The organism is Qipengyuania intermedia (assembly GCF_019711615.1).
GTDB classification, from domain to species: Bacteria; Pseudomonadota; Alphaproteobacteria; order Sphingomonadales; family Sphingomonadaceae; genus Qipengyuania; species Qipengyuania intermedia.
Window position 1 is genome coordinate 789,782 of the sequence record NZ_JAIGNS010000001.1, and the last position, 23,459, is coordinate 813,240.

General features: G+C 62.1%; 15 protein-coding genes. 7 read left to right on the forward strand and 8 right to left on the reverse strand.

The window, feature by feature from the left end:
• Positions 1-443 precede the first annotated feature (443 nt).
• From K3179_RS13500 to K3179_RS03925, 6 genes are all read left to right on the forward strand, one after another.
• Positions 444-572 carry a hypothetical protein gene (locus tag K3179_RS13500; RefSeq protein WP_269800151.1) on the forward strand — a complete coding sequence of 43 codons (129 nt, stop codon included), beginning with the start codon at positions 444-446 and terminating at the stop codon, positions 570-572.
• A 21-nt stretch (positions 573-593) separates the two neighbouring features.
• Entirely contained in the window at positions 594-1,130 is a 537-nt protein-coding gene (locus tag K3179_RS03905; RefSeq protein WP_221562557.1) for a DUF2975 domain-containing protein, read from the forward strand.
• Positions 1,130-1,357, forward strand: a complete 228-nt coding sequence (locus K3179_RS03910; protein ID WP_090477482.1) for a helix-turn-helix domain-containing protein — start codon at positions 1,130-1,132, stop codon at positions 1,355-1,357. Before K3179_RS03905 ends, K3179_RS03910 begins: the two co-directional genes overlap by 1 nt.
• 278 nt (positions 1,358-1,635) lie before the next feature.
• Positions 1,636-2,151, forward strand: a complete 516-nt coding sequence (rplJ, locus tag K3179_RS03915) for a 50S ribosomal protein L10 (RefSeq protein WP_221562558.1) — start codon at positions 1,636-1,638, stop codon at positions 2,149-2,151.
• A 78-nt stretch (positions 2,152-2,229) separates the two neighbouring features.
• Complete coding sequence (gene rplL / locus K3179_RS03920) at positions 2,230-2,607, forward strand: 50S ribosomal protein L7/L12 (protein WP_100260321.1); 378 nt, start codon at positions 2,230-2,232, stop codon at positions 2,605-2,607.
• 171 nt (positions 2,608-2,778) lie between these two features.
• Positions 2,779-3,180 (forward strand): hypothetical protein, encoded by a 402-nt coding sequence (locus tag K3179_RS03925; protein WP_221562559.1) that lies wholly within the window; start codon positions 2,779-2,781, stop codon positions 3,178-3,180.
• A 92-nt stretch (positions 3,181-3,272) separates the two neighbouring features.
• Here K3179_RS03925 and K3179_RS03930 read toward each other — a convergent pair whose 3' ends face one another.
• Entirely contained in the window at positions 3,273-3,815 is a 543-nt protein-coding gene (locus K3179_RS03930) for an acyloxyacyl hydrolase (protein WP_221562560.1), read from the reverse strand.
• A 229-nt stretch (positions 3,816-4,044) separates the two neighbouring features.
• On the opposite strand from K3179_RS03930, the gene K3179_RS13560 reads away from it, so the two are divergent.
• A complete protein-coding gene (locus tag K3179_RS13560) occupies positions 4,045-4,947 on the forward strand; it encodes a transglutaminase-like cysteine peptidase (protein ID WP_221562561.1) in 903 nt (300 codons plus the stop codon).
• Positions 4,948-4,965: 18 nt separating this feature from the next.
• Here K3179_RS13560 and K3179_RS03940 read toward each other — a convergent pair whose 3' ends face one another.
• From K3179_RS03940 to K3179_RS03970, 7 genes are all read right to left on the reverse strand, one after another.
• A complete protein-coding gene (locus K3179_RS03940) occupies positions 4,966-6,231 on the reverse strand; it encodes an HlyD family type I secretion periplasmic adaptor subunit (RefSeq protein ID WP_221562562.1) in 1,266 nt (421 codons plus the stop codon).
• A complete protein-coding gene (locus K3179_RS03945; protein WP_221562563.1) occupies positions 6,228-7,244 on the reverse strand; it encodes a cell wall hydrolase in 1,017 nt (338 codons plus the stop codon). Before K3179_RS03945 ends, K3179_RS03940 begins: the two co-directional genes overlap by 4 nt.
• Entirely contained in the window at positions 7,241-9,385 is a 2,145-nt protein-coding gene (locus K3179_RS03950; protein WP_221562564.1) for a type I secretion system permease/ATPase, read from the reverse strand. Before K3179_RS03950 ends, K3179_RS03945 begins: the two co-directional genes overlap by 4 nt.
• 22 nt (positions 9,386-9,407) lie before the next feature.
• Entirely contained in the window at positions 9,408-10,811 is a 1,404-nt protein-coding gene (locus K3179_RS03955; protein WP_247712790.1) for a TolC family protein, read from the reverse strand.
• Between the two features lie 15 nt (positions 10,812-10,826).
• Positions 10,827-11,537 (reverse strand): OmpA family protein, encoded by a 711-nt coding sequence (locus K3179_RS03960; RefSeq protein ID WP_247712791.1) that lies wholly within the window; start codon positions 11,535-11,537, stop codon positions 10,827-10,829.
• A 34-nt stretch (positions 11,538-11,571) separates the two neighbouring features.
• The gene (locus K3179_RS03965; protein WP_221562565.1) at positions 11,572-22,053 is read right to left on the reverse strand and encodes a DUF5801 repeats-in-toxin domain-containing protein; all 10,482 of its coding nucleotides are present in this window, start codon (positions 22,051-22,053) and stop codon (positions 11,572-11,574) included.
• A gap of 381 nt (positions 22,054-22,434) precedes the next feature.
• Positions 22,435-23,277, reverse strand: coding sequence for a DUF2569 family protein (locus tag K3179_RS03970; RefSeq protein WP_221562566.1), 843 nt, complete (start codon positions 23,275-23,277; stop codon positions 22,435-22,437).
• Positions 23,278-23,459: the final 182 nt, after the last annotated feature.

Sequence of the window (23,459 nt, forward strand, 5' to 3'; positions counted from 1 at the left end):
AAACGCCGCTTCCATCCTGGTTCCGATCCCCGCGCATGAATCGGACTCGCTCGAAGCGTGCGGTCGGGGGAGCATGTAGGAAGCGCGCAAGGGAAAGTCAAACGCCTGTTCGAAGGCGGCGGAAGCACCTTGGCGAAGAGGCTTTCCTACTGACGCGCCGGTGGGCCAGACAAGCCCCGCACCTGTAGTCGACCATCCCTCTTCTCAAACCCCCAAGCCCTCCCCCGCCAAACGCCATTGATGAATGTGTCAACCAAGCCAGATCGACCCAAGGCCCAGAAAAACAGCCAATTCCGGGGTTTTTCAAAGGCGACACGGTGTCGCCTTCGTCACCCGGGCAGGCCCTCAAACGTTGTCTATTATCGTTTTTCGATATTATCGATTGACAATAAATGCGACTCGCCTTATTGATTATCGATATTGAAGATCAAGGAGTTCGATAAATGACGCGTTTCACCAATCACCTCGCCGCAGTGTCCGCCGCTATCGTGATCACGGTCCTTTCGCTGCAGGCAGTCACCGCCGTTCCGCTCGCCGAAACGACCGTACTGGTCGCACCGGCCATTGCCTGACCCCTGCTTTAGGAGACAGCCATGACCCAGACGCTTCCCAATGACGGCCTGCTCAAGGCGGCGCGCATCGTCGCCCTGATCTTTCAATGTATTCTCGGCGTGGCGTTCGTTGCCCTGCTGATCGCGATCCCGATAGTCCTGATGAGCCAGGCCCATATCGTCGACGAGATGCTGCCGACCGCCACCGTGGCCGCGGGAACGGTGGCCGCCACGATCGCGACCGTCCTCTTCCTTGGCGCGAGCGTGGTCGCCATCGGATTTGTCTTCCTGCGCATACTTCGCCGCATCATCGGCTCGGTCGGGGAAGGCGATCCCTTCATCCTCGAAAACGCCGACCGCCTGCGCACGATGGGCTGGCTGGCCGTCTCGATCGAATTGCTCAAGCTTCCCGCCAGCGCCCTCGCCGTATTCATCGCGCAGCAGGTGAAGCAGGACACCTTCACCGTCGATGTCGAGCTTTCGATTACCGGCCTCCTGATTGCGCTGGTGCTCTTTATCCTCGCCCGCGTATTCCGCCACGGCGCCGCGATGCGCGAAGATCTCGAAGGGACCGTGTGATGCCAGCCGAAGACGAAGGAGCCACCATCATGGTCAAACTCGACGACCTCCTGCACGAACGCCGCATGACGCTCACCGAACTGGCCGAACGCGTCGGCCTGACCCTCGCCAACCTCTCGATTCTCAAGACCGGCAAGGCCAAGGCAATCCGTTTCTCGACGCTGGCGGCCATTTGCCGGGAACTGGATTGCCAGCCGGGAGACCTGCTTTCCTACGAGAATGCTTGACTCAGCCCCCGAAATCCTTAGAGGCCCGCCGCGAAGGCGGGTCTCTTTGTATTCGCCCTCATCCGTCCGAGACAGTTGGTGACCGGGATTTGCCGGTCTTAATTTCCAGCCTAGACGGGGAAAAGAGATTTTCCGGCAGGCTTGATGCCCGCCGTTTCGCGCCAGATGGCGCACTCCTTCCCCCATCAACGGACTCGCCCGTGTTGTTTCGACAGCATGGACAAACGTAGCCGATCCCGGCGGAGCCATCCGGCGGGGTCATAGTGAAGGAGTATGGCATGGATCGTTCGCAGAAAGCCGATGCGGTCGCCCAGCTCAACGAAGTCTTCAACCAGGCTGGCGTGGTCGTCGTGACCCGCAACCTGGGCCTTACGGTCGCACAGTCGACCGAATTGCGTACGAAGATGCGTGAAGCCGGTGCGTCCTACCAGGTTGCGAAGAACCGTCTCGCCAAGCTCGCTCTCGACGGTACCGATTACACCGGTATCGCCGACCACCTGACCGGCCCGACCGCCCTCGCTTACAGCGAAGACCCGGTTGCAGCTGCCAAGGTGGCAGTGGATTTCGCCAAGACGAACGACAAGCTCGAAATCGTCGGTGGTTCCATGGGAGCGGTTGCGCTCGACGAAGCCGGGGTCAAGGCACTCGCCTCGATGCCGAGCCTCGACGAACTGCGTGGCACGATCGTGGGCCTCCTCAACGCGCCGGCAACCAAGGTTGTCCGCACGGTCAAGGAACCCGTTTCGATGCTCGCACGCGTCTTCGGTGCCTATGGCGCCAAGGAAGCGGCGTAAGAGACCTCTCGCAAACGCGACTTATTCATCGGGGCAAACCAATCATCCGCCCCGGCCTATTTATTGGAGTGAAACATCATGGCTGATATCGCCAAGCTTGTTGAAGAACTGTCGAAGCTGACTGTCATGGAAGCCGCTGAGCTTGCCAAGGCACTTGAAGAAGAGTGGGGCGTTAGCGCCGCTGCTGCTGTTGCTGTTGCTGGCCCCGCCGGCGGCGGCGCAGGCGAAGCTGCTGCTGAAGAAAAGGACGAATTCGACGTCGTCCTCACCGGCGACGGTGGCAAGAAGATCCAGGTCATCAAGGAAGTCCGCGCCATCACCGGTCTCGGCCTCACCGAAGCCAAGGCTCTTGTCGAAGGCGCTCCCAAGGCGCTCAAGGAAGGCGTCAACAAGGCTGAAGCCGAAGAAATCAAGGGCAAGATCGAAGCAGCCGGCGGTACCGTCGAGCTCAAGTAAGCTTTTCGCTTACGCTTCGGTCTCTCACCCGAGAGATCACGAGAGGGCGGTACCGCAAGGTGCCGCCCTTTTTCGTCCCATGCACAAGTGCCGCTGACGAACGGAGGGCGAAATTTTACTTAAGTCTCAGTTTGGCTTAGAAAGTCTGCGCCTTTCCGGGAGAGACGAGACATGACCGTTCTTACATCCGCGGTAGCAATACTGGCTATGGGACTTAGCACGCCATCAATGGCCTATTCGGAGCAGGTCGAGACGATCGCGCTTGCCACGGCCTCCTTCCAGACGTGCGAGCAGCTGGGCTTCTCCGTCGACCGGAAGGGTATCTCGGACTGGATCGAATCTGCGCAGGAAAGCGCCATTGCTGCAGGATTGGACGAGACCGAAGTTCAATCCAGTCTGAAGTCCAGGATCGATTTTGAATGGCAAAGAGCGCTGGACCGTCATGCCCGCGACAAGCTTATGCAGCACTCGCCGGAGAATGTATGGCGCAACAACCGCTATTGGCAGTCGCGTTGCGAGAAGCTGGCTGACGATCCGGCAAGTTCCAGATATTTCTCGCAACCTGAAACCTGATCTGCGTCTAGGCGGAGCCCGCGGTAGCCACCTTCCAAAGTGCGTAAAACAAGCATCGTCATTGGCCGCTCCGCACCTGATTCATGACCTTCTTACATGCGGTAATTCAGCCGTAGCCCCATCATGTCGATGCCGGGGTTCTGTTCGGAATTGAACAGGCGCGCATTGCTGATGTGAACCCAGCTAGCCTCGATCGACCACCGCGGGTCGAGGTCCACACCGATCGCAATTTCCGGTTCGAACAGGACGCGGCTGCCGAGATCGGTGCGCATTTCGGTTGCGGGATCGACGCGAAGCTCGGGCGCATCGTGGATCACCAGCCCGACCCCCGGGCGCAGGTAGACCTTGCCGAGCTCCGCTTTCCAGCTCACGCCCACGCCTGCGAAATTCGTATCGCCGTCGGAGTTGACCGAGCCGAAGACGTAGGGCTGCGGCCCGCCAAGGCCCTCCAGCCCGGCGATCGGGTCGAAGCGGTACCCCAATTGCAGGTCGGCTCCGCCCTCGCCCGTATCGAAGGTGAAAGGCGTATCGACGCCGTGCGCATAGCCGCCGCCATAGATCTCGTCCGCCTGGGCGGTGGCAGGAAGGCCGAGGGCGAGGGTTGCAGCCAGCATCGCCGGTAGTCGAATGCGCATTGCAGGTCCTTGATCGTCTGGAATGGCAGGAAGCTAATCGCGCCATACTTTCCGCTGGCTGAAGCGAGAAAGGTTTGCGCGGCGTTAACCAGACCGCGAAACCTCGTCTTGACGGCAACGCTTTAGCTGGGAGGGCATGGTCGATGCGCCCAACCTGCCCCGCCGTTCACGATCCGGCATAACCCTCGCCCTCGCTGGCGCCGGGTTCGCGGCAATATTGGCGACGCCAGTGCAAGCAGCAAGCCCTCAGATCCTCCTCGCCGCCGCTCCCGGCATCGCGGGTGCTGCCGATTGCGATGCGGTTCAGCCTGCCGCTGCCGCACGATCGGGTGCGACACTATCGCGGCAGAGCAAGACCACAGCCATTCTCGGTCAGGCAAGCGCCCTCGACGCCATTCGCGCACAGCAGGAAAACCGGGAAGACCATCCGTTGTTTGCAGGCTCTCCGGCCCAGCCGCTCGAACCGGCTGCCGGCCCCGCACCTGCGAGACAGGCTGGCTGCGGCGTCGCGAGCCCCTTCGCAGCGCGCGCCGTGTTCGATCCAGTCCAGCCGTTGTCTTTCATGCCCCGCCCTACAGCCCAGCCGCCGATGGCAGCTGCTCCGGCAGTGGGTGGCGCAGAGGACCGCATCCTTGGCAGCAAGTTGGTACCAGTCGGGTCGACAAGCTTCGACAGCGCTTTCGCCAGGGTCAGCCGCGCACGCACGAACCTCGGCCCGACGCTCGCCGCTATCGGCGCGCCGCGTGTCGACCAGAAGGCGCTGGTCGCCTCGGTCAACCGCTGGGTCAATCGCAGCATTGCCCATGCCGAAGACCGCGAGCTGTTCGGCCGCGCCGACTATTGGGCCGATGCGGGAACCACACTGCGCCTCGGCAAGGGCGATTGCGAGGATTTCGCGCTTCTCAAGATGGAATTGCTCGCTGCTGCAGGCATCTCGCGGGAAGACATGATCCTGACGCTGGCGCGCGACCTCATTCGCCGCCGCGATCACGCCGTCTTGCTGGTAAAGACCGACGAGGGCTATCTCATGCTCGACAATGTCGGTGATGCACCGCTCGATGCCCGTGCCGACCACGGCTATCGCCCGGTCATGAGCCTCGGCGCCAGGCAGAGCTGGCTCCACGGATATTGAGATCGTGGCTGAGCGCGCTCAGCGCTCGGTCATGGCCCTGTCGAAAGCGCGGTTCACCGGCTTGAACAGATAGGACAAGACGCTCCGGCGTGCCGTCAGGATTTCGACATCGCAGATCATGCCAGGCACGATCGGCAGGCGGACGCCGCCTTTCTCGATGAATGCCCGGTCGGTTTCGATGACGACTGCATAATAGGCCTCGCGCTCGACCTCGTCGAAAATGCTGTCCGCGCTCACCTGCGCAACGCGCCCCTTGATCCCGCCGTAGATCGAGAAGTCATAGGCGGTGACCTTGACGTTTGCATTGTCGCCCACCTTGACGAATGCTCGGTCGCTCGGTGAAATACGGGCCTCAATCAGCAGCCTGTCGCCCACGGGGACGATCTGCATGATCTGTTCGCCTGCACCCACGAAGCCCCCTTGCGTGGTGACCTGAAGATCGTTGACGATCCCGTCCGACGGCGCGCGCAATTCGTTGCGGTCGCGCCGCGCTGAGGCACCGCGGATACTCTCTTCATTGACCGCGATACGCGTGGTGACTTCGCTGCGTTCGGCCAGTGCCTGCTGGCGGAAATCGGCCCGTGCCTGGCTGAGATCGGCCTGCGCCTGGCTGATTGCAGCCGAAGCTCTGCCCGCTGCCTGTCTTGCGGCTGCAAGCCTGCCCTGCAGATCGACGACCTCGCGCTGGGCTGTCAGCAGGTCGGTCTGCGGAACGATGTTCTGCGCTGCAAGCGGGCGCAGCATCTCGACCTGCTCGCGCGCCAGGCGAAGGCTGCTCTCGAGGCTTTGCGCGGTTGCCTGCGCTTCCGACAGGTCGCGGCGCCGCTGTTCGACCGCCGATGCGAGCGAACTCTCGCGGGCACGCGCCGTCGCCCGCCGCGCCTGCGCCAGTCGCGCTTCTTCCGCGCACGCCGTGCCCGGTTCGCACCCGATCTGGCCACCGGAAGCCTCGGAATCGAGCCGCTGTGCGCGTGCGGCCAGTCGTTCGTTTTCGGTCTGGAGCTCGCCGAGCGCGGCAGACGACTGCGTATCGTCGAGCCGCACGAGCAGGTCGCCCTTCTTCACGCTCTGCCCGTTGCGAACGAGGATTTCCGCCACCACTGCGGGTTCCGCCGGCTGGACGAGTTGCGCCTTGCTGGAAGGGATGACCTTTCCCGTACCCCGCGTGATCTGGTCGACCTGTGCAAAGGCCGCCCATGCAAACAGCAGCGCGATACCCACGGCTGCAATAACGATCAGGCGCTGTGCGGCGGGCATGGTGCGCCAGCTTGCTCCCAACTTCATGGCATGGTCCCGTTCGGCATGTCTGGCTGCGCAACAGCCTCACCCTGCTCGGTAAGCGTCGAGCGGTATCCCGCGCTCGCAGAAACCGGGTCGGGAATGGAGAGACGCCAGGTCTTGGTTGTATCGATGCGGCCACCGACATCGGCTGCGGCATGGCGGTCCTTGACGTCGGGCGCTACGGTCAGCCCCGGCGTAAACGTCTCTTCCATGACAACCTGTTCTTCAGCCTGCGCCGCGAGACGGAACCGCTCGAAATCGACCTGCGGGAGGTATTCGCTGCCGCCCCAGCCGCGGTAAAAGCTGGCGGCCCGGCCGGGCGAACCCGGGAAGCGGTAGAAGATATGCCGCCCGATCTGGGTGATCTTGCCGAGCGTGTATGCCCATTTCGGGACCACATAATCGGCGTGGTAATGCGTCGCGGTACCGACATCGGCAACGACATGCCCTGCGAGCGCGTCGCGAGCGATTGCCTTGGCTTGCTTCCACAGGTTCGCCTGCGGCGTACGGGTCAAGGCGCCATCGCAGGTGAAGCTGAACTGGCAGACCGGGCGGTTGTAGCCCTGGTAGACGACGCCGCAGACCGTGTTGGGATAGGCTGGATGCCGCACCCGGTTCAAAACGACCTGCGCTACTGCGCGCTGGCCCTTCTCCGGCTCGAGTGCAGCCTCGTAATAGACGGCTTGCGCAAGACACTGGTTGGCCGTCTTGTACGACGCCGAACTCATCGGAATGCCGGCAAAGCGGCCGGCGGTTTCCAGTCGCGCCTTCATCATCGGGATGGCGAGATTGCGACTCTGGGCATCGACGATCTGGGCTGCGCCCAATTCCTCGATCTCGACCGCCCCGGTAGTCATCTCGGCGATATCCCGCTGGAGCGACGGGGCGAGCTTCGCCATCGCCTGTGCCGAATTGGCGGGCGCGAGCAGGGACGAGGTGCCGACGAGCAGGCTGGCCAGCGCCAGGAATGCGAGAGCGCCGAAACGGCGCGCCTTGGTGACAGTAGCAGCAGTCATGATGCCGCTCCCTTAGCTGCACCCGCTTTCGCGAGGACCTCAGCAACGGGGCCGTCCGCTGCCACGCGGCCACGGTCGAGCACGATCAGGCGGTCGCAGATCGAGAAGAGCGCCGGACGATGGGTTGCGATGACGAGCGTCTGTTTCTTATCGAGCGAATTGCCGAGACGGTCGACGAACATCTTCTCGGTATCGCTGTCCATCGCGCCGGTCGGTTCGTCCAGGAACAACAACTCGCGCGGGGCGACCATGGCGCGGGTGAGCGCGAGGAAACTACGCTGGCCGCCGGAAAGCTGGCGACCATCTTCGCCCACCGCACGATCGAAACCGCCGCTGTCGCGGGACAGGAAGAAGTCCGCCCCGGTGGCGCGCATCGCAGCTTGCAAGTCCTCTTCCGAGATACCCATGCGGCCCAGCGTCAGATTGTCGCGGACGGAGCCCGAGAAAAGCGCGGCGTCCTGGCCGACGAAACCAAGCGCATCCCGCAACTGCTGGGGGCGGTACTGATGCACGTCGATACCGTTCACGAGCATGGCGCCGCCGGTGGGCCGGTATAGTCCGCACAGCAGGCGGCCGAGCGTGGATTTGCCCGATGCAACCCGCCCGACCAGCGCCACGCGCTCACCCGGTTCGATCGTCAGGTTGAGACCGGAGAGCGCGGGCTGCGCATTCTCGTCATAGGCGAACTCGGCATTGTGGAATTCGATGCGCGGGTTGCGAATAGCTGCGGGGGCTACGCTGGCGCCCAGGCGGCGCTCGTCCTCGCCCTCGAACAGGCGCTCGATACTGCCGAGCGTTTCCTGGGCCTGCCGTCCCCGTGTCAGTAGGAAGGCGATTTGCCCGGCGGGCGCCAGCGAGCGCGAAGCCAGCATCACGATAGCGATGATAGCGCCCATGGTGATTTGTCCGGAAGCGAACAGGTAATAGCCGCCGATGATCAGCGACACGGTCGAAATCTGCTGGAAGACCTGGGCAAGGCCCACAGCCAGAGAGTTGATCGACCGCAGGCGCAATTGGGAATGTCCGCCGATTTCGGCCAACTGGTGCCAGCGGGACAGCATCCCGCCCTCGCCGCCCATCGCCTTCAGCGTTTCAGCGCCGGTCAGGGATTCTACCAGCAGGGTCTGCTGCAATCCGTAATCGGCCTGCGCATCCTGCGAGGCTTCGACCACTTTCTTCTGGAGTATGTAGCCGGCGATCATCATGGCGAAGATGATCGTCAGCGGGACCAGCGCGAGCCAGCCGGCGATGATTGCGATGACCCCGACGAAAACCAGCAGGAAGGCAACGTCGACGACGAGCACGACCGACGTCGATGCGAAGAAATCGCGCACCACGGCATATTCCGCCACGCGTGCCGCAAGCGATCCGGTATGTCCCTTGCGCTCCGACAGCGGAACGGCGAGCAGGCGCGAGAAAATCTTCTGGCTGAGCTTGAGGTCCAGACGCTGCGCAATCTCGTCGACGATAGAGGTGCGCGCGCGGCGCAGGGCAAATTCGAGTGCGAAGGCCAGGACCACCCCGGTGCCCAGTACCCAGAGCGTTTCCTGCGCCTGGTTCGGGATGACACGGTCGTAGACGTTCATCGTGAAAATCGGCAACGCGACCGCGAGCAGGTTGATCAGCAGCGAGGCAAGCAACACCGGCATGAACGACCTGCGTTCGCGGCGCAGTTCGCCCCAGAACCAATGCTGGCGGGCCTTGGCATGCCAAGGCGCTTCGTCGGTGCGCATCTTGTCCGGATCGCCATGGATCGGGATCAGCGTACCGGAAAAAGCGTCTGCGATGCCGTCGCGTGCTTCCCAGATTTCGCTACCTGACTCGGGGCGCCAGACGAGCAATTCGTCGCCCTGCGTGTCGAGCAGCAGGACGTATTGCCGCTCGCCCAGCGCGACGATGGCAGGCAGGTCCTTCGCCGTCGAAGGCAGCTTGCGCCGCTTCTCGATATCGTAATTCAGCCCTGCAAGTTCGAGCGCGGCAGGAGCCTGGTGGAGGGGAAGCAGACCGTCACGGTTGCGCGGTAGCTGCGCCAACAGGTCGCGTGCGAAGGGAAGCCCGTAACGACGGGACCCTTCTGCAACGCACTCGACGAGCGGATCAAGGACCCGCCCGTCGATCTGTTCTGAAACCGTTTGTTCCATGGCCTCCACGAGCCTTAGCGTGTCAATCTCCGTCGACGCGCCTTTGCAGCTCGGCCTCTACCGGCGGGCCATAATCGAACCGCTGGCGTTCCTGCTCCATCGCACCGGCACCCGGTGCAATGCTCAGCGCATCTAGGAACTGGTTTGTAGCAGCTAACGTCTGGTACTGCGCAAACAATTGCGAGAAGCGTGCCGTTTCGAGACGTACCTGGGTGTTAAACCTAGTATTCTGCGCATCCAGCACATCGAGCAGCGAGCGGCGGCCGATGTTGAACTGGCTGCGATACGACAGCAGCAGGTCGTCGCTCACCTGGCTCTGGCGCGCGAGTTGTTCGGTCACGCGGCGCTGGGTGTAAAGCTGCTGCCAAGCGAGGCGAACGTCTTCTTCCGCTTCGCGCTGGCGGTCATGCAGGGCGTAGCGGGCAAGGCTTGCCTGCCGAACGTTTTCCTGCAGCTTGGCACGGTTGATCCCGCCGTCGAACACATCCCAGCGCAGCACGACGCGGGCCTGGATGTCGTTCGTTTCGCCGCGGAAACCGTCGATATCTTCACCGACACGGCCACGCGCTTCGAGGCCGATCGTGGGCCACAGGTCGCCTTCCGCGGAATCGACGAGGGCGTTCGCGGCATCAACATCGGCCTGCGCTTCACGCACCAGCGGGTTGTTGATCCGCGCAAGTCCGATTGCGCTCGGCAAGTCCGGCGGCATCGCGCTGGCAAGGTTCGGCGGCAGGGTTGCCGCCGATACGTCGAGCCCCGTGAGACGACGCAGCGAGATATAGGCGTTCTCGAGTTCGAGCCCCGCTTCCTCGCTACGGACCAGCGCCGATTGCAGGCGCTCTTCCGCCTGTTGCTGGTCGGCAATCGAGATCGAGCCTTCATCGACGCCGCGCGACAGGTCCGTCACGAGCGACTGGTGAAACGCCGCATTGTCACGCGCGGCAGCGACAACGCGCTGCTGCAGCAGGACGTCAAGGTACTGGCGGGCGATCTGCAAGGCGATGAACTCGGAGCGTTCGAGCACGCGCAGCGAGGCGCCATCGACGCGCGCCGCCTGCCGCAGAAGTTCGCCGCGGCGACGACCGAAGTCGAAAACGGTCCATTCTCCGGTGATCCCGGCCTCGAGCGGATAGAGCTCTTCGTCAGCAATACCCAGCGTGCGGCGGGTATTGTTCTCCAGGCGGCGGATACCCGCGCTGGCTTCGATGTTCACGCGCGGCAAGTACAGACCTTGCGCCTGGCGGCGTTCGAACTCGATCGCCTCCTTGTTGTACTGCGCCTGCAGGATCTGCGGGTTCGACTGCATCGCAATCGTGATCGCCTCCTGCATGGTGACGGCTTCGGTCACAGCATCCTGCGCCATGGCTGCCGGAGCTGCGCCTGCAAGCAGGAGCGCTGCGGTCATTGCTAGGGTTGTCGTACGCATTATTCGTCCCCCCTCTTATTCGCTGACCTGGATTTCGACGCGGCGGTTCTGCAACTCGCGCACGCCATCGGCAGTCGGCACACGCGGCGATTCCTCGCCCTGTGCCTGGGTCGTGATGCTGGAAGCCGGGATACCGCGGCTCGCCATCAAATTCGCCACCGCTTCGGCGCGGCGCTGCGAAAGGCCTTCGTTGTAGGCATTGCTACCGGCGCGATCGGTATGGCCGATCACGGTGAAGCTGTTCCAGTCGCAGGCGGGTGCATTCTCGACGACGTACTGGACCGTCTCGACCGCATCCTGCTGCGGCGTGGCGGAATCGAATTCGAAGAAGATCAGCCCCGGCGCGTCGCGGTTGCACACTTCCGGCGCCGGCTGCGGCGTCGGTAGCGGTGCCGGTTCGACGCGCGGGCGCGGGGCACGCTGCATCATGTCGTAGGCGAGTGCGCAACGCGAGAGGCTTACCTCGTCTCGCGTGCTGGACTTGAGATAGCCGAGAGCGATGCCGCACTGGGCCTTGGTTTCGCTGGCCCAGATGTAGCGCGGGTCGTTGGCGGCCACGACTGAAGCGTCGTTCGTCATCGCCAAACCTGCGTCGTAGCGCCGCTGTACTTCGGAGCGGAGCTCGTCCATGCCGAGCGCCATCAGGTCATCCTGCGCGAAAGCCGCGGAGGGCGTCAGCCCTACCGCAGCTCCTGCCAGCGTGAATACCGCTGTTATTTTCTTCATTGCAAGTTCCCCTGTTGCAGAGTTTCCTGAGTAATCATGCTGCCGTCCCTGCAAGGGCGGCATCGTCAAGCTGGTCGACGGTCAGGCCGTTTGCCAGCGATTGAGCGAGGCCCGGCTGGACCATCGTATCGAGCAGGCCTTCGGTCGGTACGGTCGAGTGCCATCCGTCGTTTGCCGCCCCGCTGTCGCCTGCAAAATGCGTCACGAGTGCATCGACGCTGGCTTCGGCGGTGAGGTCGGAAATCGCCTCACCGATGGCGGCCTTGGCGTCGAACGCCGCAATCGCACCATCAGGCAGCGGAGCTTCCATGAGCAGCAGTGCCTCCATCGAAGCTGCGGCATCGCCTGCGGCCATATCCAGACCATCGAAAGCATCGTTCGATGCAAATGCACCGACTACCGGAGCGTCATAGGCGGCATAGTCGATGCCCATCTCCGGAGCGTCAAAACCGAACACCGGAGTGCTGTTTCCAACCAGGGAGCCATCCCCGAGGATATTGGTCTCGAACGGAGCGATCTGGGCCGAGGCGAGATCGAAATCGGCCTCCTGGATGAACTCCTGCGTGAAGCCGTTCTCGTCACCGGACAGCTTCAGCGCGCCGTCCATTTCCATGAAGGAATAGCTCGTGGTCGAACCGTCCCCCTGGCTGTCGGGCGAGAACGCGTCGGTTCCCCCGGTATCGCCAATCATGAAGGCGGACGCTGCTGCTGCGATCATGGTCGTTTCCATGGTGCGGGCGCTGCTGGTCGTCGTCGTGGTGGTAGAAGCAGACACCGACGGATTCACCAGCAGGTGCTGCGTCGCAGTCTCGTCGCCATCGCTGTCGCGAACGGTGACACCGAAATCAAGCGTCAGAGTTTCGGAGTTCGTGACCGTACGGATCACACCGATATCCGTGATCTTGATCACGTCGTTGTCATCATGGCCGGCGAACGATTGGGTTGCACCGTTAGTGCCGCCTGCATCGCCGGTCGCCCGGTTGAAGGCGAGGCCAGTCCCTGTGACACCCTCTGTCGAAGGCACAAGCTGCGCACCCGTAATGACATAGTCATTACTTGTTTCACCGCCCAGCAGGTAGTCGTTTGCTTCGATGACAACGAAGCCGTCATTGCTGTCGAGCGGCGAGCTTAGGGTATACCCGTCAGGAAGCGTGTCACCCTGGCGGAAGATGTCCGCATTATCGACGACGATTGCCCTTGTCGTCAGAGTTACCGAGGGATCGTTCGGATCGGCAAGCTGGAGGACGACAATGAAATCCGTCGAGTTGCCCACAAGGTCCAAGCGCAGCGTCAGGCCAGTGGCAAAGGCTGTCGGAGCCTGATCGAGCCCATCTTGCGGAGCGCCGCCGCCATTGTCGAATGTGCCCGGATTATCGGTAAAGAACTGCAGGTTCAGGACCTCGCCACCCTGACCCTGGATCGTGTCGCCCGACACGCCATTCGCCGCACCAGAGATCGTCACATAGTCGAGATCACCGGAGAAGAGGTCTCCGTTGTTGAATACCGTGTCGTTCGGCGTCGTGCCGTTAAGGCTGTCGGCATTGGAAACGCCGACGAAGCGGACGTAAACCGGATCCGTGGCACCCAGCTGCAGGACTGTGTACTCGGCTTGAGAAGCAGGCCCGGTCAGGTTGTAATCGAATTGGCCTACGGCATCGCTCGTCTGGCTGATCGAATAGGACTCGATCGGCGCATCCAGCGTCACGACATACTCGCCGAGATCCTTATCGAAGGTGATCGTGCCCGATCCCTGCGACAGCGGATTGGTATCCGAATTGGGATTGGCGTCGTAGTCGAAGTCGAAATCGAAGACCGCGGAGTTCTCGTCCTCGCTGGTCCAGCTGACGGCCACGTTGGAAATCGCGATACCGCCAACTGCACCAGTCAGCGACACCGCTAGATCGGAAGTGAGAGCCGAATAGACACCGCCTGCCGGATTCTGGTCGGCACCGATGGCATATTCGAACGAGCCAGTGCTGGAAGTCGTCCCGCTAAGGGTCACGTCGGTCGGTGCCGAAAGGATGACCGGAGTGTCATCATCGACGAAGATGACGAGATCGCCGATTGCGTCGACAGTGTCGCCGTCCGCATCGGTCGCCTGCACCAGCGGACCGAAGTCGATACCGATATCGTCCTCGAAATTATTCTGCGGATGATCCAGCGGACCGAAGAGGTCGAACTGCCAGTCGCCGTTCGTCGCAAGGAAGAAAGTGAATACCGGCGAACCGTCCGCCGTCGCTGTAATCGAATTGCCGTTCACGAGGAATGCCAACGGATCTCCGCCCGAGGAGAGATTGAGACTGGTGAGGTATGCCTGCGCCGCGGCGACGTCGAAGCCATAGGTCAGCGGGGCATCGGCACCTGCATTGAACAGGCCCGCTGCGCTGCCGCTGGCCGTGTCCGTATAGGTGCCTGCGCCATTATCGGCATCAGACGGACCGCCTTCGATGCCGTTCGGCAACGCGTCTTCGTCGACGACGCCGCTTATGAGCACCGCATTCGCCGTCGGCGTATCGTCGTCGACATTGATCGTCAGCGTGCCATCGGCCGTGTCGAGATCGCCATCGGTCACGCGGTAGTTGAGCGTGAAGCTGAGGTCGTTCTCGTCACCTCCCGCTGCATGAAGCACGTTGGCATTTTGCGTGACCGTATATGCTCCGGTTGTCGGAACCAACGTCACCGTAACAACCGTCACCCACGATCCACCCTGGTCCTGCTGGACAAGGATATCGTCGCCGCTTTCTACATACCGGAAGTCTGCCGGTGCACCCGTCGTGAGGAAGGCGATCGAGCCGCCGTCGTTGCCGAAACTGTGTGACAGGGTTCCGCTGGTGCGGGCAGTGTCGGGATCCACGTCGCCCGTGCCGCCCGGATTGCCGCCGGTCTGCGTATCGTCATCCAACTGGACGGGCTGATTGGTACCGGTCGATGGATTATCGTCGACGAAACGCAAGTCCGAACCGATCTGGATCGTAGCAGTGTCGGTATCGCCGTCGCCGTCAGTCCCGGTCGCCGTCAGAGTGATCAAGTTATCCGATGCCAGGAAAACCGGTTCGTTCGCGTTCAGCGGGTTCGGGTGAACCACTGCACGGATCTGGTCGAGCGTCACCGTACCGTCGGCATCGACGGTCAGGGTGAACACCTGATCGCCGGTCGCGGCATCGGTAGCGTCGGTGCCTTCGCGGCCAACGACCACGCCGCCTTCCACGAAGAGGAACACGCTGTTGCCACTCGCCGTATCGACCAGGCCGCTATCGGCGCCGCTGGCCGAGATGCCGAGGGCGTAGCTTTCGCCGCCACCAACGGAGCCCGGGCCGTCGGCACCGAAATCGAAGGTGAAGACGTCGCCGAATTCCGCACTGGCATCGGTTCCCAGGAAGCTCTCATCGACCGAGAGAAGCGGGATTGCGCCGGTCACCGTCACGTCGGGACCATGGTCTGCGAAGCGGATATTGCCGCCAAGGTCGAGCGTTACGGTCTCGCTTGCCTTGTCGCCGTCGCGATCTTCGATAGTGGCGGTGCCGCGCAGCGTCACGAGGCCCGAGCCAAGGATTTCGAACTGGGTGTCGTAATCATTGGGCGAGCCCGGTAGATCGTGATCGATCTCCGCGTACTGCGTCAGGGTCACGATGCCTGTGTCTTCCGCCACCTCGATGGTGAAGACGAGCGAGCCATTGGCGCGGCCTTCGACCACATCGCCGTTCATAGCTATAGTCACTGCGACGCCGTCGCTGGTCAGGCCCGACGGGTTGCCAGAGACGAGCAGGTCATAGGACCAGTCAACCGAACCTGCGCCATCTGCGCCGTAATCGGAACTGGCGATCGAGAAAGCATCACCAAAATCGGCGCTGGAGCTGTCCACGCCTTCGCCACCGATAGTATCGGCATCGAAAGTTGTCAGCAGGACGGTGTCGTTATCGACGACACCCGCATCGATGCTCGGGCCGTCGTCGCGGAAGCTGAAAGCCCCGCCGATATTGGCTGTGGCATCGATGGTGTCGCCGTCGCCGTCGGTCACTGTCGCGGTCAGGGTGACAAGATCGTCAGCAAGGCCGCCGGTGGTATCGTCGGGATCGGTGTCGTCTGTATGCACGACAGCACGAAGCTGGGTCAGAGTGACGGTGCCATCGCTGGCTACCGTTATCGTGAAGACGAGGTCATCGCTCGTGACGCTGCGGCCTTCGATCGTGGCGCCGTTCATCGACACTTCGACCGCTTCGCCTGTGGCAGTGTCCACCAGGCTGGTGGTGGAGCCGGTCAGGCCGAGGACGTAGCCGCCGACGCTGCCCGGGCCGTCCGCATTGTAGTCGGGCGTGAACAGGCCGGAGAAGTCGGCATCGGCCGGAACGCCGAGATCGGTTTCATCGACCTCGATCGAATCCGCAAGCGGTGCGGCGGCCTCGAGAGTTGGACGGTCATCGGATACTCGGACCAGTACGCTGCCGGTAGCAGTATCGCCGTCGATATCGGTGGCGATTACATCAACCGAACCAAGCAGGCTGTTGTCATCAATCAGCGGGTTCGGGTGGCCAAGATAGTTGTCCTCCAGCGTCGCCGTGACCGTCGCGTCATTGCCCGAAATGCTGAGTTCAAGCGTGATGACAAGGCGGCCTCCATCGGAGCCGGTGATGGTCGTGTCATCGACGCGAACCCATGTAAGGCCGCCGAGCAGGCCCGACGTATCCCCGAAAACGAAGCTCGCGAACGGGTCGGAACCTTCGGTGAAGTTCAAGGTAAAGCTGTCGAAGTCATCGCCCGCGGGTGTGCTTCCGTCGGCGAGGTTCTGGTCGTCTACCGTGACCGAACCCGGATCGGGATCCGCAGGGCCGGTGCCATCTTCGATCCGGATCGGCTGGCTGGCCGTGTCGACATCGCCATCGCCGTCCGTCAGCGTATAGGTGAAGTCGGCGACGATCGGCCCGCCCGTCTGGTCGAGGCTATCGGTCGGGTTGAACGTCCAGTTGCCGTCCATGTCGATAGTATAGGTGCCATTCGCATTGGTCAGCGTTGCCACATTGCCGTCCTGCGGGACGGCAACGGTGTCCGAACCGACCGTAATCGCGGTAACGGTTGCGCTGTCAGCACCTTCCGTATCGGCGACCCCGTCGGTCATGACATTGCCGCCGATATCAGCTGCATCTTCGGCGACCGTGATCAGTGCCTGGTCGGTTGCAGTCGGGACATCGTCGACGATGCTGACCCGGATTTCACCGGTGCCGATGACGTTATTGTCCTGGTCAACGACCTGGTAAGTGAAGGTCTCGAAACCGGTAACGACAGTGGCATTGACGGTATTTTCGCCATTGTCGCCGCCCTGGTCGGGCGTAAGGGTGTCGCCATCGACCGGCGCGGTGAGCGTATAGGTATACTCGCCAGTCACCGGATCGAGGGTCAGCGTGCCGTAGCTTCCGGTGGCGCTCGAGGTCAGCGAATAGGTGAGCGTCCCGCTCGCACCGGTAACGGTGATCTGGCCGTTCGCGTCGATTTCGCTGTCCGAACCTGCGTCGCTTCCGATGCCGTCCAGTCCTGCTTCGAATACCAGCGCATCGTTGTCGGAAACATTGCCCGAAACGTTGTTGATCGTGATGACCAGCTGCGCCTCGGAGATATCGCCGTCGGCATCGATGATCTGATACGTGAAGGTATCGGTCGTATTGGCGTTGGTCGAATTGGCGAAGCTGTCGTAGGTGTAGTCGCCATTGGCCTGCACGGTCAGCGTGCCGAGCGAAGAGGTAACCGTGAACGGGCCGGTCGTATCGCTGTCGCCCGAGCCGTCGCTGGTTACGCCGACAATGCCTGCGAGGCCATCGGCACCTGCCACGTCGACACCGAAGCCGTCGTCGTCGGTGAGGATATTGCCATTCGTGCTGGCACCTTCCGATACGGAATTGGCATTGTCCTCGGCGACGGGGATGTCATCGACGATGGAGATGACGATCTGGCCCGGGGTTGCGTCGCTGTCGCCGGTGGCGTCGGTGACGCTCATGGTGATCGTGTCGCTCAGGGGGTTCACCTCGCCCTGGCCCGTGTGGGTCAGCGCTGCAGAGAGCGTGTATGTGTACTGGTAGGTGAAGTTGCCACCGCCATTGTCGACGATGCCCGTGATCTCGATCACGCCCTTGGTCGTCGTCAGCGTGTCGCCGATGGCCGGATCGGTCAGCGTGTTGCCGTTGTCCGCTTCCAGCGTGAAGGTGACGTCTTCACCATTGGTCACGAGATCGAAGCTGCCTGCAGCCGTCTCGCTGTTCGCACCGTGCTGGACGCCGTCTGCAAGACCGTCTTCAAAGACCGTCAGCGCATCGCCGGTGATGTCGGGAGCGTTGGGATCCTGGTTCAGCGTGATGACCAGCTCTGCCAGGTCCGTATCGCCGTCGGCGTCGGTGATCTGGTAGGTGAAGGTATCGCTCGTGACGCCCGAGGGGATCGAGGCGGTCGTCAGCGTATAGGTATAGCTGCCGTCCGGATTGATCGTCAGGTCGCCATAGGCGCTCGAGACCGTCACTGCGCCGCCAACTGCCGTCAGCGCGCCTGCATCGCCCTCTTCGCCGGTGCGCACACCGGTAACCTCGATACCCGACGTGCCATCGGTATCGGCGCCAAGCTCGTCGGGATTGTCGCCCACGCCTGCGCCGTCATAGACATTGCCGGTCGTGAAGTTGCCGAGACCCTCGACGACGCTGTTCGTGTCGTCCTCGGCCGTGGGAACATCGTCGATGACCTGGATGTCGAGCGATGCGGTATCCAGCGATCCGTCGGTATCGGTGGCCACCACTTCGAAGCTGTCGGTGACGTCGTCTTCGCCGGCAGCGTCATGCTCGAGCGTGTTGTCGCTCAGCTCGTATTCGTAGAACACGGTTGCCGAGACCACATCGCCATTGGCGTCGGTGGTTACGGTCACATCGGTGATCCGGGCGGTGCCGAACTCGCCGGTGATCGAGACCGGATAGGTCTCGCCATTGCCCCAAACCGCAGTGCCGCCAACCGTCAGCACGCTCAGCCCGTCGGGGCTGTCGACCGTGAAGCTGCCGTCCTGCACCAGTGCGGCCGCATCGGGCGACGAGCCTTCCGGCAGGTCGTCTTCGTCGACAATTTCTTCAGGCGTCTCGAGGTCGAGACCGTTGATGGTCACGATGTCGTCCGCGCCGTTGATCGTGATCGTCAGCGTGGTGGGGCGGTCGTCGCCGTCACCATCGCTCAGCGTGTAGTCGAAGACTTCCGTCAGGGTCTCGTTCGAGTCGAGGCCCTGGACCAGCGGGTTCGAATTATCGAGTTCGTAAGTGTAGCTGCCATCCGCATTGAGCGTCAGCGTACCGTAGAGACCGGCAAGCGGAGCGCCCACCGTGCCCGCATCGGTGCCGAACGAGAAAGCCGACACTTCGGCGCCGTCCGCACCCTGCGTATCTCCGCCATTGTCGCCATTGGCTTCGGCATCGGTGATGACATTGCCGCTGGCCGTGAGCGGACCGTCTTCGGTCACGCTGTCAGTATCCGGACGTACGGTGGGCACATCGTCGACGATGTCGATATCGAGATCGCCGGAGGTCGTGTCGCCATCCTGGTCGGTAACGGTCACTTCGAAGCTGTCGAAGGTGTCGTCGCCGTCGGTATTGGTGGTCAGCTCGTAAGTGTAACCGATCTCGCCTTCGGCGATCGAGGTCACGGTCAGAGTACCGAAGCTGCCCGTGAAGGTCTGGCCAACGGCGGTCAGTGCAGTGCCGCCGATCGTGATCACCGCCGGGCCATCGGGCGCGGTATAGGTGAAGGTGCCGCTCGTGAACTCGCCATCGGTCGCCGCAGCCGAACCTGCCGGAAGACCGGCCTCATCGACTTCGGTACCGGCTTCGCCGGCAACCGGAAGATCCAGCGTGACCGGGCTGTCAGCGATGGAGATGACCAGCGTGGCCGTGGCCGTATCGCCGTCACCGTCCGTGATTACGTAGTCGAAGCTGTCTTCGACATCGCCGGGCGTACCCGCATCGCGGGTGTAGCTGTAGGTGCCGTCGGCCGCGATCGTCAGCGTGCCGTATGCGCCCTGCACGGTTTCGCCCGCAGCGCCCGAACCGCCGGAACCGGTGAAGGACGTGACGTTTGCATCGTCTGCACCGACAGTGTCGTTGGAAAGTACGTTGCCGCCGACCGGGCCATATTCGCCCGCAGCAATCGCATTGCTGTCATCCTCGGCACTGGGCGCGTCGTCGATGATCGCGATGACCAGCGTGGTCGAAGCCGTATCGCCGTCGCTATCGGTAACGGTGAGCGAGAAGCTCTCGCTGTCCGGATCGGAGAGCGTATTGTCGAGCAGTTCGAAGCTGTAGCTGTAGGCGCCATTGCTTTCGGTGATCGTCAGTACGCCGCTGTCGGTCGCAACCTGTCCGCCAGCGGTCACATTGACACCGTTAATGACGAGCGAGGCAATTGTGTCGCCGCCGGTCGTGATCGAGATGACACCGGTTGCGATTTCACCGTCGCTCGCCGAATTCGAACCGGCGGGTTCGCCATCGCGAGCGCCCAGGGCGGCCTCGTCGACGTCATTGTCTCCTTCGACAGCAATTTCCGGAGTGGAATCGGGCGAAAGGGTCAGCGTTACGGTGGCGGTAGAAACGTCACCGTCGCCATCCGTAATAGCGTACTGGAACGTGACGGTTCCGGTCTCACCCGCACCCGGGGTGTAGGTGAAGCTGCCGTCGCCATTGTAAGCAAGGCTGCCGGTGCCGCTGAGCGAACCGTCCACTGCTTCAACGCCGGTCGCAAGATCCACGCCGTCAGCGCCAACCGTGTCGTTGGCGAGAACGTCGATGGAAATCGCTGCATTTTCGGACGACTGCGAAGCGCTGTCGTCGACCGCCTCCGGAACGTCGTCGACGATCGTGATTTCGAGATCGTCTTCGGCCCGGTCCCCATCGAGATCGGTAATTACGATCGGGAAAGTGACGGTCGTGCCGTCGGTATCGCCGGTGTTGTCGGTCAGTTCGTAATCGTAGGTGATGGTGCCGACGCCGGTAACCGGGTCGTAGGTATAGCCGGTAATGGTAAGCGTGCCGGTTTCGTCCGAAACGACGACCTGCGGCAGGTTGTCGGGGCCGAGGACAGTGCCGCCGATGGTGATCGTGTCGACGCCATCGGGCGAAGTGAAAGTGATCGTGCCGGTCGCAGTCTCATCATCACCGTCGAAGTTCGAACCTTCGGGCTCGTCATCGCGCGTATCGGTCGTCGGCGGGAGCTGGCCTTCCTCGACCACTGTCGCGTCATCGCCTTCGGGAACGTTGGTGATCACGTTCGGCGCATCGCCGATATTGATCGTCAGCGTTGCAGTGCTGGTGCTGCCGTCCGCATCGGTGATCGTATAGGTGAATTCCTCGCTGACACCGCCGGGGGTGTTGACGAAGCGATCGTAGGAATAGCTGCCGTCGGCATTGAGCGTCAGTTCGCCATAGGTACCGACCAGCGTGCCGCCAGGAGCTGCCGAGCCGCCATCGTTGGCAAAGCCCGTGACCGCGCCCGCTTCGGCATAGCCGTCGGCCCCGGATTCGTCGTTGTCGGTGACATTGCCGAAGATCGTGTCGTGCGAGCCGCCCGGCACTTCGTTGCTGTCGTCGCGCGCGATCGGTGCGTCGTCGACCACGTTGATCTGGAGCGTCGCGGTGGCGCTGTCGCCATCCGTATCGGTGACCGTCATCGAGAACGAACCGTCGACCGTTTCGCCGACAAGGTTGTCCGTCAGGGTGAAGGTAAAGCCGATCTCGCCGCCTTCTAGGTCGATGCTCGTGATCGTGATGAAACCCTTGTCGCCGACGAAAGTCTGACCGACTTCGGTGACCGCCACGCCATTGATCGCGACCGATGCGACGCCGTCGGGAGAATTGAAGACGATCGTGCCAGCGGCAGTTTCCAGGTTGGTTTCATCCCGGGTACCTTCGCTTTCGCCCACACCGTCGATAGTGCGCGCAGGCAGGCCCGATTCGTCGACGGTTGCGATGGCGTTGATGACGCCCGCCGGATTGTCGGGCGTTTCGACCACGATGTCGGGATCCTGGTCGACCAGGTAGGGAATTATCTCGCGCTCTTCGGGTTCGGGGAACTGGAGCTGCGTATAGGGAAGGAGGTCGCCGATATCGTAGGCGGCCTGAATGTTGCCGGGGTCGACTTCGAAATTGCCGCCCGAACTTTGCGGGTCGCCGGCAGCAGGCTGCGGCTCGTTGCCGGTCAGCAGTGCTGCGAGGTTGGCAGCTGGTACGGTGACACCGTCGACAACGATCTGGGGCACGATGATCGCGCCTTCGGGAATGACGATGCGCGTTCCGTCGTCGAGGACGATGACGAGATCGCGCCCTGCGGATGTCAGGTTTTCGAGCGAGGCCCCGTCGGGAAGAACGACCACGCCGTTTTCATCGGGGACCAGGACGATGTCCGCATTGGCACGAGTCGCCGCCGCCGTGGACCGGCTGCTGCCCGTGTCCATATCCTGGCTATCCTGTGCATCGGCGAAATCGCCATTCTGCTCGAAACTGTCCATCATCTCGGTCCTCTTCTCAGCCGGAAGGAGGAGCGAAATCTCCTCCCTAACGCGAGAATTGCCGAACATGATGCGAGCCGCGAAAGACCGGGAGACAACCCCCCGAAATCGTTTCGAGCAAGAAGCGGGAATGATCCCGTCCAGCAATTTTCGCGGCCCGACTTTTCATCTCGATCCGGCGAATCGACTTGCCGGTGAGATGTGTCGTTGCATTATGTGAAACAGTTCAGCGCCAATCTTTCAATGTTGTTAACTACTTGGGAGAGCCCCAAATCTGGCCTCGGCACGCCGAAAATGGCCCAGAAAGCCACTTAAATATCTGGTTTTCAAGGATACTTCTTCACTGTCCGGTTTTGGGACGAGAAACGAAGAATTATGCGCGTTTCAACCTGTCACCGACACCCGCTGCCGGAAGGTAACGTTCACACGATCGGAAAGCAGGAGGTACGGGACCCAGATGGCAATACTCACCATGACCGTGTTGATGTTCGCCATCAGCAAGGTCGAAAGCGGAGTGGCGACCTCGCTCGGCAAGCCGACGCCTGACAGGGACCATGCGATCGCGACCTGGGACAGGATGTCGAGCATCCACACATAGGCGAGCATCTTGGGGAACAGCGGAACGCGGCGCAGCGCGAGCACGAAGCACACCACATAGAAGAAGTTCATCATCGCCAGCTCCACGGCCATGGCGAGGTAGAGAGTATGACTCCACGCGGGCGCGTGCGCGAGAAGCGCGGGCTGGATCATGAAGAATTCTCCGGTGCGCATCACGACCCCGAACAACAGGCCGACAAGCAGGGAGGTCAGGAAGCCGGTCGTCCCATAGAGCGGGTGACGCTTCGCCTCGCGCTCGCGCAGGTTTCTCCAGCGGCCGAACAAGGCCAGACTAATGCCCGGAGCTTCGTCGTTCGATTGGAATGCATCGCGTGCCAGCCGAAAACCGAGCAGCGGGGCAATGATGATCGCCAGATAGGGGATTGCAGCGATCATGAGCCAGTCCGCACTCGCGCCAAACGCCGACGCCTTGGCCAGCTTTGCAGCGGAAAGCAGGACCATGACCGCTACCCAGGCCAGCGCGAGATGGGCGAGATGCGACTCGATCCAGCGGGTGATCGCGACGCTTCGCAGCGCAAGTTTTCCGGAATAGGTCCTCGACGCGGTGACCAATGGCTTCAGGGATCGAGCCCCTTCCTGAGTCACCACCCCCAGGAAGTTCCGAATCATTTCAATCTCCTAGCCGAATCATAATCGTGCGCCGCGCGCCGGATTCGGGTAAAAATGCATCACTCTTAGCTTTTGTTAACCTACGATCTTTACTTTTGCCCAATTTAAGTTACTAAAAAGTAGACAAATTGTAAAAGCGTTGCACCGAAGTTGACCGTAAGCAGCGTTTGAGTGAACTTGAT

Bases quoted from the DNA above. Each gene is read 5' to 3' on its own strand.
- K3179_RS03930 (WP_221562560.1), bottom strand. From the start codon at position 3,815: ATGCGCATTCGACTACCGGCGATGCTGGCTGCAACCCTCGCCCTCGGC.
- rplJ (WP_221562558.1), top strand. From the start codon at position 1,636: ATGGATCGTTCGCAGAAAGCCGATGCGGTCGCCCAGCTCAACGAAGTC.
- rplL (WP_100260321.1), top strand. From the start codon at position 2,230: ATGGCTGATATCGCCAAGCTTGTTGAAGAACTGTCGAAGCTGACTGTC.
- K3179_RS03965 (WP_221562565.1), bottom strand. From the start codon at position 22,053: ATGATGGACAGTTTCGAGCAGAATGGCGATTTCGCCGATGCACAGGAT.
- K3179_RS03910 (WP_090477482.1), top strand. From the start codon at position 1,130: ATGCCAGCCGAAGACGAAGGAGCCACCATCATGGTCAAACTCGACGAC.
- K3179_RS03940 (WP_221562562.1), bottom strand. From the start codon at position 6,231: ATGAAGTTGGGAGCAAGCTGGCGCACCATGCCCGCCGCACAGCGCCTG.
- K3179_RS13500 (WP_269800151.1), top strand. From the start codon at position 444: ATGACGCGTTTCACCAATCACCTCGCCGCAGTGTCCGCCGCTATCGTG.
- K3179_RS03945 (WP_221562563.1), bottom strand. From the start codon at position 7,244: ATGACTGCTGCTACTGTCACCAAGGCGCGCCGTTTCGGCGCTCTCGCA.
- K3179_RS03925 (WP_221562559.1), top strand. From the start codon at position 2,779: ATGACCGTTCTTACATCCGCGGTAGCAATACTGGCTATGGGACTTAGC.
- K3179_RS03955 (WP_247712790.1), bottom strand. From the start codon at position 10,811: ATGCGTACGACAACCCTAGCAATGACCGCAGCGCTCCTGCTTGCAGGC.
- K3179_RS03950 (WP_221562564.1), bottom strand. From the start codon at position 9,385: ATGGAACAAACGGTTTCAGAACAGATCGACGGGCGGGTCCTTGATCCG.
- K3179_RS03960 (WP_247712791.1), bottom strand. From the start codon at position 11,537: ATGAAGAAAATAACAGCGGTATTCACGCTGGCAGGAGCTGCGGTAGGG.
- K3179_RS03905 (WP_221562557.1), top strand. From the start codon at position 594: ATGACCCAGACGCTTCCCAATGACGGCCTGCTCAAGGCGGCGCGCATC.
- K3179_RS03970 (WP_221562566.1), bottom strand. From the start codon at position 23,277: ATGATTCGGAACTTCCTGGGGGTGGTGACTCAGGAAGGGGCTCGATCC.